Raw genomic sequence first — 13,339 nt, forward strand, 5'->3', positions numbered from 1 at the left:
CCTCGCCGCCCAGGGCCCCGGCGCCTGGCCCGTCTGCTCCGTCAAGGCCGGCCTCACCAAGTAACACCCCACCGGCACCAACCAGGCGGCACCCCGGCCGGCACCCCACCAGCCAGCCCGCCACCCCGACGTCCACCCGACGTCAGCCCCACGACAACGCCGCTGCACCCGACCGAACACCCACGGTCCGGGACAGCGGCGTCGCGGCGTTCCAAGCACCTACCGGGCCGCACGGACACCGGCACCGGGCAAATAACCCGTCGCGGTGCGGCAGTTGCTGTGGCAGGGTGCGGGCGGGTCCCGGAATCGCCGGCCCCGGCCCGGAGCCGATCAGCGTCTACCGTGGGAGCGCCCGATGACGATGCCGCCACGCATGGTCCCCCTACTCCAGCAGTACGACTTCGCCCGCGGGCGCCTCGCCGACCGCCTGGCCGGACCGGTCGTGAACAGCGGCAACGGCACGGACGTCCCGGTCGGTGCGATGACGGACGACGAGTACCTGTGGGAGCCGGTCGCCGGCTGCTGGTCGGTCCGGCGCCACGCCGACGGTCCCGGGGCACGCGCGACCCTGCTCGTCGGCAAGGGCCCGTGGGGCCGCGACACCGCCCCCGCCCCGCACCCGGTGCCGCCGCCCTTCACCACCCTGGCCTGGCGGCTCAGCCACCTCACCGAGATGCTCGCCCTCCGGGCCGACCACACCGGTGGCAGCCGCGCGCTGACCCGCGAGGACCACCCGGTGGCCGGCGACGCGGCGACCGCGCTCGCGGCCTTCGCCGCGGCGGCCGACGCGTGGCGGTCGGTCCTGGTCGACGCCGACGACAAGGCGCTCGACACCATCGGCCACAGCGCCTACCCCTACGGCAGCGACCCGGAGGACCCGTTCCGCGAGACGGTGTGGTGGGTCAACCAGGAACTGCTCCATCACGGCGCCGAGATCGCCCTCCTGCGCGACCTCTACCGCGAGCGGACCCGGCCCGCGGTCTGACGCCGGCGGGCCCGACGGGCTATGCCGGACGGGGCGGGAGCGGCAGCGGAAGGGCGGGCAGGCCGTCGATGCTGGTACCGACGTACTGCTTGCCCTCGCAGTAGGTGTTGAACTCCTCCTCCGACTTGCGGTCGAAGTACTGCACGTGCAGGTCCCGGTCCGAGCGGTACTCCATCAACGGCACCGCGAATCCGCAGGAGTCGCTCACCCGGTCGGCCTTCACCAGGACGATCGCCCGCAGCGCCGAGCCGTCCGCCCCCGGGTCGAAGTGCCCCAGCAGTCCGGCGAACCTGGTGTCGTCCCGGAACACCGCCTCGCCCTGCCCGTGGACGCGCACGACGGTCGGCGGACCGTCAAAGGAGCACCACATCAGCGTGATCCGCCCGTTCTCCCGGAGATGGGCAATGGTCTCCGCCGTCGAACCGCCGAAGTCCAGGTAGGCGACGGTGAGTTCATCGATCACCGCGAGCGTGCCCGACCTCCCCTTGGGCGAGACGTTGACATGGCCGTCGGCGGCGAGTGGCGCGGTCGCGACGAAGTAGACGGGCTGGCGCTCGATGAACTCCCGCAGGCGGCCGTCGATCTTCTCGTATGTCTTCCCCATGACGGCGATTCTGCCCCATCCCGGATAGTAAGAACACGGCTCTCGTATGCCGAGACGCGAGGCGGAGCAGGCACCACCGGGACGCGGGTCGGGGCGGGGTCAGGACGCAGGTTGGGCACCCCCGGGCGCCCGGGTCGGGACCCAGGCAGCGCCGGATCGGCGCAGGAAACGGCGAGTGCCCTCGCACGCATCGGCGCGCGAGGGCACTCTCACCGAGCCCTGCCGGTCACCGCATCATGTACACGCTGTCCATGAACTCGATGATCTGCTGGTCCGTCAGGCGCTGGCCGTTGCGGTGGCCCATGGCCAGGTCGGCCTCGCTGATCATGCCGACCAGCCGTTCGCCGTCGATGACCGGGATACGGCGGATCTGGTGCTGCTCCATCTTCTTCAGCACCATGTCCATGCCGTCCTCCGCACGGACGCAGTGCAGATGGCCGGCCAGCTCCATGGCCATCATGCCGGCCGGGTCCTTGCCCTCGGCAATACATCGCACGACGATGTCACGGTCGGTGATGATGCCCTTCAGCTTCTGGTCGTCACCGCAGATCGGAAGAGCGCCGACGTTCATGTCGCGCATCATCATGGCGGCTTCGGCCAGAGTCTGGTCGGCACGGATGCACTGGGCGCCGGTGTGCATGATGTCTCGGGCAGTGGTCACTGGGACTCCTTGTCAGGTCCGCCCCCGAATACCGGGTGTTCCGGTGCGATCACCATAAGCAACACCTTCACCGCTCGCGAGCCCGCGAGCAGACGGGACGGCCGGGCCGGCGCCGTCCCGGGCGGCCGATACTGGGGAGGTGACGCAGGAACTCGCCGACACGGTCGACGAAGCCGTCCGGAGCCGGCCCGCCACGGCTCTGCGGCCGTACGTCGCCTGGTACTCCGGCTATCGCCAGCGCGGCATCGCACCCGCCGTGCACCGCGGGCTGCCCTCGCCGTACCTGACCTTCATCCTCACCCTGGACGAGCCGCTCACCGTCGCCGGGCACCCGGATCCGGCCCAGCCGGCCGACAGCTACGCGACGCTGCTGGGCGGCCTGCACACCTCCCCGGCGCTGATCACCCACGACGGCCGGCAGTCCGGCGTCCAGATCGCCGTGCACCCGCTGGCCGCCCGAGCGCTTTTCGGCCTGCCGGCCGGCGAGCTGGCCGGGGTGGACCTCCCGGCCGACGCGGTGCTCGGACGGGCGAGCGCACTGCTCCAGGAGGCGCTCCAGCAGGCCGGCGGCTGGCCGGAACGGTTCGCCGCCCTCGACGGCGCACTGCTGCGGGCCGCGCGCCCCACCGGGAACGTCCCGCCCGAGGTCGCCTGGGCCTGGCAGGCACTGCGGCGCAGCGGCGGGGCCCTACCGGTCTCGGCGCTGGCCCGGGAGACCGGGTGGAGCAGTCGGCACCTTCAGGACAGGTTCCGCCGCGAGACCGGGCTGACCCCGAAGGCCGCCGCCCGGGTGATCCGGTTCGACCGCGCCCGGCGGCTGCTCGGCGCGCCCGGGCCGGTGCCCCGGCTGGCGGAGCTGGCCGCGCGCTGCGGCTACTTCGACCAGGCCCATCTGGCCCGCGAGTTCCGTGCGCTGGCCGGCTGTGCGCCGAGCGTGTGGCTGGCGGAGGAGGGCCCGGACGCGGCGAAGTTCCGAAACGTCCAAGGCGGGGCGGATGCGGCGGCGCCAGAGTGGGAGCCGTGACAACCGCTCCGGTTCGCCACAGCCGCTCCGAGGAGGACTGCCGCCATGGACACCAAGACTCCCGCCCCGCAGGTCTGGCCCAGCCTGCGTGCCCGTGACGCCCGGGCCCTGATCCGCTTCCTGGTGGACGCCTTCGGCTTCCAGGAGGTGGTCGTGTACGGCGAGGGCGACCTCGTCGCGCACGCCGAACTGGCCTGGCCGGAGGGCGGCGGCGTGATGCTCGGCTCGGACCGCCCCGACCCCGAAGGCGCCGAACCCTGGCCGGGCCGGCCGGGCGGCTTCACGGCGTACGTGGTCACGGCGGACCCGGACGCGGTGCACGCGCGCGCCGTCGCCGCCGGGGCGCGGATCACGACGGAGCCGTACGAGACGGACTACGGCTCGCGGGACTTCGCGGCCGCCGACCCGGAGGGCAACCGCTGGTACTTCGGCACCTACCCGGGCGCCCCGCGCCCCTCGGCCGGCTGAGCCCCGTGCCCCGGCGCACGCGGGCCGGCACGCGCCCGGCGCCGCGGGAGTCGCCCGGCCACGGGGGTGTCGGCCGGCCGGCCCCGGCCCCCCGGACGGGCGCAGGCCTACCTTGCCCCGGCGAGGAGCCGCCAAGCCCCGCCCCGAGCCGCCCGGCGCTGCTCGGGCCGTCACCGCCCTGCCGGGGGACGGCCGAGGACGACCGGGAGGGCGGACTGCGGGGCAGGCGGGCAGACTGGCTGCGCGGGCCCGGCGAACAGGCGCGGCGGCCCGACGCAGCTCGGAGGCGGCCATGCCGCAGATGGTGGTGGACGGGCGCACGCTCGCGCTCTCGCACCTGGAGAAGGTGTACTACCCGGACACGGGCACGCTCAAGGGCGAGGTGCTGCGCTACTACGCGGCCGTGCACACCGCGCTGCTGCCGCACCTGCGCGACCGTCCGGTCTCCTTCCTGCGCTGCCCGGACGGGGTGGACGGCGAGGTCTTCATCGCCAAGAACCCGCCCGCCGGAACGCCCTCCTGGGTGCGCACCGTGGAGGTGCCGAGCAGCAGCGGGGACCTCCGGCAGGTGGTGCTGGACGACGGCGCGGCGCTGCTCTGGGCGGCCAACCTGGGCTGCCTGGAGCTGCACGTGCCGCAGTGGCACGCCGCCGCCCCCGCGCTGGCGGACCGGCTGGTCCTGGACCTGGACCCGGGCGAGGGCGCGTCCGTGCTGACCTGCCGGACGGTGGCGGTCCTGCTCCGCGAGCGGCTGGCGGCGGACGGGCTCGACTGCTGGGTGAAGACCTCCGGTTCCAAGGGCCTGCACCTGCTGGTGCCGCTGGAGCCGACGCCGAGCACCCGGGTCTCCGCCTACGCCAAGGCACTCGCGGCCTCGCTGGAGGTGGCGCACCCGGACCTGGTCGTGCACACCATGGCGAAGGCGCGGCGCACCGGGCGGGTGCTGGTGGACTGGTCGCAGAACTCCGCCAAGAAGACCACCGCCGCCCCCTACACCGTGCGGGCGCGTGCCCGGCCGACGGTGTCCACGCCGCTGTCGTGGGCGGAGCTGGAGCGGGCCCGTTCGGCGGAGGAGCTGGTCTTCACGATCGCCGAAGTCCCGGGGCGGCTGGCGGAGTCCGGTGACCTGTTCGCCCCGCTGCTGGACGCGGACCGGGCCCGCCCTCTCCCGGCGGCGCCGGCGCCGTCTCCCGCCGCTGCCCCGGCCCCCGCTGGCCCGGCCCCCGCGGCCGCTCGCTCGCCCCTGGTGCTGGACCCGCCCGTCGAGGTGATGCGCCCGGCCGCCGTCGCCGCCGTCCCGCCACCGGACGGGTTGGGCGGCTCGGGTGTGCTGTACGAGCTCAAGCTGGACGGTTTCCGCTGCGTGGCGTTCGCGCGCGGGGAGCGGCCCCCGTATCTCCAGTCACGGTCCGGGCGGGACCTCACCGCCGAGTTCCCGCCGATCGCCGCCGCCGTCGCGCGGCTGCCGGCCGGGCTGGTGCTGGACGCGGAGCTGGTCGCCTGGCGCGGCGGACGGTTCGCGTTCGAGGAGCTGCTGCGTACCCGGCAGGCCCGGGCGGCCGATGACACGGCGCTCGGGCTGATCGCCTTCGACGTGCTGGCGCTGCCCGGGCGGGACGTCCGGAGGCTGCCGCTCACCGACCGGCGCCGGCTGCTGCTCGCCGCCCTCGCCGACGTGCCGCCGCCGGTCCAGCCGGTGATGGCCACGACCGACCGGGCCGAGGCGCTGGCGTGGATGGAACAGCTGGCCGACACGGGGGTGGAGGGGCTGGTCTGCAAGGCCGCCGGCTCCTCGTACCGGCCGCGCGGCGCCGGCCAGGTCTGGGTCAAGTACCGGCGCAGCGACACCCTCGACGCGACCGTCCGCGCCGTCGTCGGGACGGCCGCCCGGCCACGGGCGCTGGTCCTGGAGCTGGCCGACGGCCGGGTGCTGCTGTCCTCCCCGCAGCTGACGCCGGCACAGGCCCGGCAGGTCGCCGAGGCGGCGCAGGGGCGGCTGGGCGCACCCGTCCGCGATCCGGACCACGGGACGCTGCGGCCGCTCACCGCGCTGCTACGGGCCGAGGTGACGGTCACCGGCCGGCCGCCGACGGCGGCCTTCGTCCGCCTGCGCGGGGACTGAACCGGGCCCCCTCGCGAGCGTCCTGACGCTGCTCAGGGCTCCTCTGGACCGGGGGACCCGGAAACGTGGCGCGACGGTGCGGGCTCGTGCGCCGTGGGCCACGGCGGGCGGGACTTCGCGCGCGGCGCGTGCGCGGACTCCGTGACCAGGGCGTCGTTGAAGGCCGGGAGGTCGGCCGGCTTGCGGCTGGAGATCAGGACGCCGGGGCCGTCCCGGCAGATGTGCACCTCCTCGTCCACCCAGTGGGCGCCCGCGTTGACCAGGTCGGTGCGGATGCTCGGCCAGGAGGTCAGCGTCCGTCCGCGCACCGCGTCCGCCTCCACCAGCGTCCACGGCCCGTGGCAGATCACGGCGACCGGGCGGCCGGAGGTGCAGAAGGCGCGGACGAAGGCCACCGCGGCCCGGTCCGTCCGGAGGTGGTCGGGGTTGGCGACGCCGCCCGGCAGGACGAGGGCGTCGTACCGGTCGGGGTCCGCCTCACCCACGAGGTCGTCCACCGGAAAGGTGTCGGCGCGGTCCAGGTACTTGAAGGCCTGCACCCGCCCGGGCCGGGTGGAGAGCAGCCGCGGCGTGCCGCCCGCCTCGGCCACCGCCTGCCAGGGCGAGGTCAGTTCGACCTGCTCGACGCCCTTCGGCGCGACCAGGAAGGCGACGGTGCGGCCGGTCAGGGTCACCAGTGGCATCGGCGCTCACCCCGCCGGGCGCCCGTTCCCCGCCAGGTGCCCGTTCCCTGCGTCGTGCCCGTTCCATGCCAGGTGCCCGGTCTGGGCGAAGTGCTGGTCGAGCGCCGTGCGGCCGTGCGTGCCCAGGTCGCCCGGGGTCAGCTCGACGGCGGCGGGCGGCGGCGCGGAGCGGACACGGGCGCGCGGACAGTCCAGGTGGACCACCAGCTCCAGGTGGTCGATCCGGGCCACCAGCCCCACCGGGACCAGCAGCCGGGTGCCCTGCACCCACGGCCCGGCGTCGACCAGCAGGTGGTCGCCGGCGTCCTGCTCGACCCGGCCGAGCGGGCCGTCCGTCGCCTCCACCTCGTAGCCGACCAGGTTCAGGTCGGCGGCATGGTGGGAGCCCGGCCGGTACTCCCACAGGTCGGTCGTCATGGCACTCACGCCTCCGGTTGGTCCCACGGGCGTCGTTCCCCGTGTTCACCGCGTTCGGGGCGGTCACCGCGTTCGCCCCGGTCACGGCCCCCGCCGCCGAGGAGGTCCGTGCCCTCGGCGTCCAGCAGGCGGCCCGGACGGCGTCGGCGCAGCAGGACCGCCACGGCGGCCGCGATACCCACGCTCGCCGCCCAGACCAGCGCGACGGCGGTCAGGACCGGCGCGGTCGGGGTGCGCACGCCGATGCTGAGGCAGATCGCGCTCATCACCAGCGCGGTCATCAGCACCCCCGGCGGGAGCTTGCGCGCCACGCGGCGCAGCACGACCCGGACCCGGCTCGGCTGTTTGGCCCCCATCGTGCTCAACCGTCGATCCAGGCGCGTGTCCTGGCGCAGATCGGACTCGATCTCGTCCAGGAGCCGCCGTTCCCGGCCGCTCAACGCGGGTCCGTCCATCTCGGTCACCTCCGACCCGTCCGGTGACGTCGTTCTCACATCCGGGCGGTTGCCCGGTTCGGGTGTGCCCTAACCGCTCCGGCCGGCCGGTACGGCCCGGGCCGTCGGACGGCAGCCGCCGAAGGCCCTGGGTCGGGCCAGCAGGCTGTCGTCGAGCACGTTCAGAAGGGCGGCGGTGTCGCGGTGCACCTCGGCCGCGCCGGCCGCCCGCAGTTCAGGACCGTTCGCGCCGCCGGTCTCCAGTGCGACGCACGGCACGGCGGCACTGCGGGCCGCCCGTACCTCGGCGACGCTCCCGGCGACGAACACGGCGTGTGATGCGGCACCGTCCACCAGGTCGAGGGCGGCACGGACGGGGTCGCCGCCCGGGGCGGTCACGGCGAGCACCGGCGCCCCGGCCGGACCGGGCCCGGTCAGCACCACCGTCCAGCCCCGCGCGGCGCACTCCCGCAGCAGCTCGGCCTCACCCGGCGCGGGGGCGGGACCGGTCGCGCTGCGGGGCAGCGCCCCACGCCAGTCGGTACCGAAGAGTGCCGCCGAGATGACCGTCATGGCCCACCGTTCCCGTTGCCGTGCCACGCACGGGCGCGCCCTTCCAGACTAGGCCCCCACCCCCGTCCCGCGCCCGGCCACAGCGCCCCTCCGGGGAAGTCGGCGGGGCCGGCGCCCCGGGCACGCGGGCCCCCGCCTCCGCCCCGGCCCCGCACGGAGGGGGCAGGCTGTGTCAGGGCCCGTGGTGGATGCGCCGCGCCGGCCCCCGACGGCTCGCAGCGTGGGCACCGCGTCCTCGCCGAACCGCTCCGGGAGTCCCGCCTGCCCACGGCCGGCCGGCTACGAGGGCTCGGGGTCGGTGGCGAGCCGGGCGTGCAGGTGCTCGTCGTGGTACTTGCCGTCGCCGAACCGGTGCGAGGCTCGCAGGGTGCCCTCGGCGGGGTAGCCGCAGCGATCGGCGACCCGGCAGGAGGCGTCGTTGCCCACCGCGTGGGCGATCTCGATCCGGCGGGCGCCGGCCGTGGCGATGCCCCAGCTGGTGACGGCCCTGGTCGCCCGGGTGGCGGCGCCGCGGCCGCGGGCGCCGGGCCGCAGCCAGTAGCCGATCATCGCGAGGCCGTCGGCCCGGTCGACCCAGCGCAGTGCGACGTTGCCCAGCAGTGCGTCGTCGGCGGCGTCGAGGACGGCGAAGGCGGCGGTGTTGCCGCTCTCCCAGCCCGCGTCGCAGCGGTCGAGGTACGCCTCGGCGGCGGCCTCGTCGGTGGTGCGGATCGGGTTCCACAGGGCGATGGCCGGGTCGGCCGCTGCGGCGACCAGGCCGGGCACGGCGCCGCCGCGGACGAGGGTCTTCCGCCCCCAGGGGCGCAGGACCAAGTCCCCCAGGTCGAGCGTGACGGGGACGAAGGAGCGCTGGTCGGGGGTGGAGTCAGCGGTACTCATCCGCTTTTCCTATCCCGGTTACCGGCGGGTGCGCCAGCGAATTACCCGAGCCCGGAGCGCGGCGGCGGTGGGCCCGCCTGGAAGGCGCGGCGACGGGCCTTCGGCAGGGCCGCGGCAGGCCTGCCGGGAGGCCACCGCGGCGGGCGCCGGCGCGCTCCCGTGCGTTTTCCCAGCGCGCTCCCGTGCGTGCCCGCGCCTTCCCGTGCGTTCCCCCCTGAACAGGCCGGTGGCCGGGGGCGTGCACCCCCGGCCACCGGCCGCACCCACCCGTACGAACGGGCGTCAGATCCGCGCGAGGTACCCGTTGTCGACCAGCCAGAGCACGTTCAGCCGGGCCGGGCCGTTCGGCACCAGGGCGGCGTCGAGCTGGTACTGGAAGCCGTAGCCGGGCTGGCCGAACCAGGGCGCGATCGGGCCGGCGTGCACCTTGAACGGCTTCAGCACCTTGTAGTCGTGGTAGTTGCAGCCGGCCGCCGGGTTGCTGTCGAGGCTCTGCGGCGGGATCGAGCGGCTGGCGTAGGGCAGGCCCTCGGGGGCGAGGAAGGAGCCGTACTCGCTGCCGAAGCGGTCGATGTTCTGGTTCGGGTAGAGGGTGATCTCGAACTCGATCGGGGTGCCGTCCGGCAGCGTGACGTAGCCGTTGGCCGGCGGGTAGATCCAGCCCGGGCTGCCGTTGTTGGCGGTGGGGCTGTAGTAGGTGGCGAGGAACTTGTCCTCGGAGAGGTTGCCGGTGCGCTTGTAGCCGATCAGCTCGCGGCCGACCGGGCCGGTGGTCGGCAGGTCCTCGGGGCCGAGGCGGGCGTCGCCGTGGTAGTCGGCGGCCGAGCACTCGTCGGAGGGGGTCGTGGTGGCGGCCCCGGCGGTGGCCGCGTCGGCGGCGGCAGGGAGGGCCGGGGCGAGCAGGGCGACGACCGCGGCGAGCGGTGCGAGGAACAGGCGAAGGCGAAGGCGCACGATGTCTCCGTCGTGTCAGCGTCATGGCGACCGGGGGATGATCCGTCACCCTCCGTGTCCAGGTCGGCACCCAGGCAAGCGGATCACCTGACCCCCCGTCAACAGGACGGGCCCGGAGAACCACTGCTTTCTCCCGTTTCGGCCGACCCGCCCATGCCGGATCCCGGAGGCGCACAGGGTGGAGGGCCGCGAACCCTCCGGGGCACGCGCCCGCCATCACGAGCCTCCGGCCCGACCGTAACGAAGCTGTTCCGGGTGCCACGCGCCACGTTGACACCCCGTCAGGCCGACCGGACCATCTCGGATACGGCCGGGCCGCCGGGTCACGGCCGTACCGAACCCGGGGGTGGTCAGTGATGGCGAACCAGATGCACCAGTGGAATTCCGAGCGGATGCCGAGCTCGATCAGGTGGGCGGTCGCGGGGGTCTGGGTTCATGCCGTCCTCAACGGCCTCGCCGGGCTCCTCCTCTTCGCGCTGATGAGCGGCGAGGACGGGGAGGGCGTCGGGCTGGTCCGGTTCGTCGCCGTCCTGTCGATCATGATCGCCGTCGTGCTCGGCTTCTGCGCCGCCCTGGCCCCGCGCCGGGCGGGCTGGACCAGGATCACCGTGCTGGTGATCGAGTGGCTCTCGATCATCTCCGGCGTTCTCCAGCTCTTCTCCGGCACCATCGTCGCCCTGGCCGGCCTCGCCGTCGCCCTGCTGATCGTCACGGCCTTCATGTCACACGAGGGCAGGCGGTGGTTCAACGCGTAGCGATCTGGCGCCACGTCAGGACCGGCTGCTGGGGGCCAGCTTGCCGAGGACGTGCAGCAGCCGGTCCAGCGCGTCACGGGAGTTCGGCTCGGTCAGGTTGACCATCAGCCGGAAGGCCACCTTGAGCAGTGCCGGGTGGCCGAGGCCGAGCGCTCCGGCCGCGCCGAGCAGCCGGGGGCGGCCCAGCACGTCGGCGGCCAGCCGGCCGAGCGCGAAGTAACCGTCGTAGGCGGCGCGCAGCGCCTGGGGGTAGGCGCGCAGGGCGAGTTCACGGCCGCGGTCGGTGCGCCTGGCCAGGGCCTGGACGATCGTCTCGGCGGCGTACCGGCCGGACTCCATCGCGTAGGCGATGCCCTCGCCGGTCGCCGGGCTGACCGTGCCGCCCGCGTCGCCGATCAGCAACAGGCCGTCGGCGTAGTGGGGTTGGCGGTTGAGGCCCATCGGAAGGGCGGAGCCGCGGACGGGCTCGGTGACGCCCTCGGGGGTGAAGCCGTACTCGGGCGGAAGGTCGGCGCACCAGCGGCGGAGCAGGTCCCGCCAGTCCACCTCGCGGGCCACGGCGGCGGTGTCCAGGACGCCGAGGCCGACGTTGGCGGTGCCGTCCCCCATGCCGAAGACCCAGGCGTAGCCGGGCAGCAGGCGCCGGGCCGGGTCCTTCGGGTCGCGCAGGTCGAGCCAGGCCTCCAGGTAGCGGTCCTCGTGGCGCGGGGTGGTGAAGTACGTCCGGTACGCGACGCCCATCGCCCGGTCGGTGCGGCGGTAGCGCTTCATGGCGAGGGACAGCCGGGTGGAGTTGCCGTCGGCGGCGACCACGAGCGGCGCGTGGTAGCTGACCGGCGTCCGCTCCTCACCGAGGCGGGCGGTCACCCCGGTGATCCGGCCGGTCCGCTCGTCGACCAACGGGCCCGCCACGTTGGCCCGTTCGACCAGCCGGGCGCCGGCGGAGGCGGCCCGGCGGGCGAGCAGTTCGTCGAAGTCGGCCCGCCGCCGGACCAGTCCGAACGACGGAAAGGCCGAAAGCTGCGGCCAGTCCAGCTCCAGCCGGCGCTCTCCGGCGACCAGGCGCAGCCCCCGGTTGTGCAGCCAGCCGGCCTCCTCGGAGACGTCGATGCCCAGATCGACCAGCTGCTTGACCGCACGCGGCGTCAGGCCGTCGCCGCAGACCTTCTCCCGGGGGAAGGCCGACTTCTCCAGAAGCAGCACGTCGAGCCCGGTGCGGGCGAGGTGGTAGGCGGCGGTGGAACCGGCCGGTCCCGCGCCCACCACGATCACATCGGCGTGGTCCGGCCCGCGTCCGGGCTCGACGTCGGTGGACAACTGCTGCTCTGGGCCGGGCATCAGGCAACTCCCACGGGTCGGATCGGCTGCGGACTCGCGGTCACCGACGATAGGGACCGCAGCCGCCGCGCCGCGCCCCGACACGCGGACCCCGCCCCGATGACCGGTCGATACCGGCCATCGGGGCGGCGGTCGGCACCCGTGCGGGGTGCACGGAACGCCCGAGGGGGTCAGAGGCCTCCGTTGACGACCGCGCTGGAGACCGAGCCGCGGTGCAGGTTCCACTTGGCGAGAATCCTGTCGTACTCGCCGCTGTGGATCACCTCGTCGAGCGCCTTGGCGATGATGTCGCGCAGGGCGGTGTTGTCCTTGGCGACGGTGATGCCGTACGGGCCGGCCTGCAGGAAGTTGGTACTGGCCAGCTGGAACGTTCCGGCGCGGCCCGGCTGGGTGGTGTTGTACTGGGCCACCGGGTAGTCGTTCAGATCGGCGGCCGCGGCGCCGGAGGCGACCTCGGCGAGCGCCTGCTCGTCGGTGTCGAAACGGTGGATCTGCAGCTGCTTTCCGGTTCGCAGGCAGGCCGCCGTCTGCCGGGTGGCCAGCTCGTCCTGCACGGTGCCGCGCTGGACGGCCACGACCCGACCGCAGAGGCTCTCCAGCGAGGAGAGGTTCAGCGGGTTGCCGGACTTGACCACCATCGACGTGCCGGAGCCGAAGTAGTCGACGAAGTCGACGCCCGCGTCGGCCTGGTGCCCGTCGTCGGCCGCGCCGAGCTGGCGCTGCTTGGTGTCGATCACGGCCGACATCGCCAGGTCGATCTGCTTGGACTGGACGGCCGGAATCAGCTTCTCGAACGGCATGTCGGTGAACTCGACCTTCACCCCGATCGTGGTGCCGAGCGCCTTGGCGAGCTCCGGGTCGAGGCCCTCGGGCGCGCCCGACGAGTCCTTGAAGTCCACCGGCGGGTAGTTGAGATAGGAGCCGATCTTGAGTACCCCGGCGGCCTTGACCGCTTTGGGGAGCCGGGCTTTCAGGTCGTCCTGGCTGCCGGGAGCCGGGGCGGCACCGCTGCCGCAGCCGGTGAGCAGCAGCCCTCCGGCGCCGAGCGCGGCGGCGGCGCGCAGGGGCCGGCAGGAGCGCCCGGAGGGGGGTGCGGGGGTGTGCGGGGGGACGGGTCCGGAGGCGGGTCCGGAGGCAGGTCTGGAGGCGGGTCCGGAGGCGGGGGTGATGAGGGTTCGGTGCATCGCGATGCGTCTTCTTCGCAGGTGAGGGAGTGCGTTCGGGGAGACGCCGCGCCTGAGGGCTGCCGGGGTACGCAGGGCGGACCACCTCGCCGTGTGCCCGGATGGGGCCGCCCCGGGGTGTGGGGGCGGCCGGTCGGCGGAGGTCCGCCGTCGAGGGCGGTCGGGGCCATCCTCGCACCCCTTGCCGCGGGCGGAGGAGGCGGGGCGACCAAGGGCACACTGCCATGCGGAGCGGCGCACGTCTCTCTCACATTCGGG

The 13,339-nt window shown here is 74.5% G+C and carries 15 protein-coding genes and 1 pseudogene; 6 read left to right on the forward strand and 10 right to left on the reverse strand.

From position 1 onward, the window contains the following. Positions 1-355: 355 nt before the first annotated feature. Positions 356-985, forward strand: a complete 630-nt coding sequence (locus tag ACZ3YO_RS28580; RefSeq protein ID WP_465574768.1) for a DinB family protein — start codon at positions 356-358, stop codon at positions 983-985. Positions 986-1,004: 19 nt separating this feature from the next. Here ACZ3YO_RS28580 and ACZ3YO_RS28585 read toward each other — a convergent pair whose 3' ends face one another. Beyond that, complete coding sequence (locus tag ACZ3YO_RS28585; RefSeq protein ID WP_465549565.1) at positions 1,005-1,589, reverse strand: pyridoxamine 5'-phosphate oxidase family protein; 585 nt, start codon at positions 1,587-1,589, stop codon at positions 1,005-1,007. Positions 1,590-1,815: 226 nt separating this feature from the next. Then, positions 1,816-2,250 (reverse strand): CBS domain-containing protein, encoded by a 435-nt coding sequence (locus ACZ3YO_RS28590; RefSeq protein WP_396323446.1) that lies wholly within the window; start codon positions 2,248-2,250, stop codon positions 1,816-1,818. Between the two features lie 139 nt (positions 2,251-2,389). On the opposite strand from ACZ3YO_RS28590, the gene ACZ3YO_RS28595 reads away from it, so the two are divergent. From ACZ3YO_RS28595 to ACZ3YO_RS28610, 4 genes and pseudogenes are all read left to right on the forward strand, one after another. Beyond that, a complete protein-coding gene (locus tag ACZ3YO_RS28595) occupies positions 2,390-3,274 on the forward strand; it encodes a helix-turn-helix domain-containing protein (RefSeq protein ID WP_465574772.1) in 885 nt (294 codons plus the stop codon). A gap of 45 nt (positions 3,275-3,319) precedes the next feature. Next, on the forward strand, positions 3,320-3,742 hold the full coding sequence (locus ACZ3YO_RS28600) for a VOC family protein (RefSeq protein ID WP_465549561.1): 423 nt from the start codon (positions 3,320-3,322) through the stop codon (positions 3,740-3,742). Between the two features lie 292 nt (positions 3,743-4,034). Beyond that, a pseudogene (gene ligD / locus ACZ3YO_RS28605) lies at positions 4,035-4,916 on the forward strand (non-homologous end-joining DNA ligase); the annotation flags it as partial. A 96-nt stretch (positions 4,917-5,012) separates the two neighbouring features. After that, complete coding sequence (locus ACZ3YO_RS28610; protein WP_465575177.1) at positions 5,013-5,864, forward strand: ATP-dependent DNA ligase; 852 nt, start codon at positions 5,013-5,015, stop codon at positions 5,862-5,864. Between the two features lie 32 nt (positions 5,865-5,896). Here the strand turns inward: ACZ3YO_RS28610 and ACZ3YO_RS28615 are convergent, their stop codons facing one another. The 6 genes from ACZ3YO_RS28615 to ACZ3YO_RS28640 all read right to left on the reverse strand — a co-directional run bounded on the left by ACZ3YO_RS28615 (position 5,897) and on the right by ACZ3YO_RS28640 (position 9,804). Further along, the gene (locus tag ACZ3YO_RS28615) at positions 5,897-6,547 is read right to left on the reverse strand and encodes a type 1 glutamine amidotransferase domain-containing protein (RefSeq protein WP_465574775.1); all 651 of its coding nucleotides are present in this window, start codon (positions 6,545-6,547) and stop codon (positions 5,897-5,899) included. Between the two features lie 6 nt (positions 6,548-6,553). Further along, positions 6,554-6,964 carry a hypothetical protein gene (locus tag ACZ3YO_RS28620; protein WP_465574778.1) on the reverse strand — a complete coding sequence of 137 codons (411 nt, stop codon included), beginning with the start codon at positions 6,962-6,964 and terminating at the stop codon, positions 6,554-6,556. Between the two features lie 5 nt (positions 6,965-6,969). Continuing rightward, positions 6,970-7,419, reverse strand: a complete 450-nt coding sequence (locus tag ACZ3YO_RS28625; RefSeq protein WP_465549553.1) for a hypothetical protein — start codon at positions 7,417-7,419, stop codon at positions 6,970-6,972. 69 nt (positions 7,420-7,488) lie between these two features. Then, the gene (locus ACZ3YO_RS28630; RefSeq protein ID WP_465574781.1) at positions 7,489-7,971 is read right to left on the reverse strand and encodes an HAD family hydrolase; all 483 of its coding nucleotides are present in this window, start codon (positions 7,969-7,971) and stop codon (positions 7,489-7,491) included. 279 nt (positions 7,972-8,250) lie between these two features. Then, positions 8,251-8,850, reverse strand: coding sequence for a GNAT family N-acetyltransferase (locus ACZ3YO_RS28635; protein ID WP_465574784.1), 600 nt, complete (start codon positions 8,848-8,850; stop codon positions 8,251-8,253). 282 nt (positions 8,851-9,132) lie between these two features. After that, positions 9,133-9,804 carry a TNT domain-containing protein gene (locus ACZ3YO_RS28640; protein ID WP_465574787.1) on the reverse strand — a complete coding sequence of 224 codons (672 nt, stop codon included), beginning with the start codon at positions 9,802-9,804 and terminating at the stop codon, positions 9,133-9,135. Positions 9,805-10,160: 356 nt separating this feature from the next. Here ACZ3YO_RS28640 and ACZ3YO_RS28645 point away from each other — a divergent pair, with 356 nt between their 5' ends. Continuing rightward, a complete protein-coding gene (locus tag ACZ3YO_RS28645; protein ID WP_465574790.1) occupies positions 10,161-10,559 on the forward strand; it encodes a hypothetical protein in 399 nt (132 codons plus the stop codon). A gap of 15 nt (positions 10,560-10,574) precedes the next feature. On the opposite strand, the gene ACZ3YO_RS28650 is transcribed toward ACZ3YO_RS28645, so the two are convergent. Both ACZ3YO_RS28650 and ACZ3YO_RS28655 read right to left on the reverse strand, forming a co-directional pair. Then, complete coding sequence (locus ACZ3YO_RS28650; protein ID WP_465574793.1) at positions 10,575-11,897, reverse strand: geranylgeranyl reductase family protein; 1,323 nt, start codon at positions 11,895-11,897, stop codon at positions 10,575-10,577. 170 nt (positions 11,898-12,067) lie between these two features. After that, positions 12,068-13,081, reverse strand: a complete 1,014-nt coding sequence (locus ACZ3YO_RS28655) for an ABC transporter substrate-binding protein (protein WP_465574796.1) — start codon at positions 13,079-13,081, stop codon at positions 12,068-12,070. Between the last annotated feature and the right edge of the window lie 258 nt (positions 13,082-13,339).

It is taken from the genome of Kitasatospora sp. NPDC022785 (assembly GCF_055561295.1).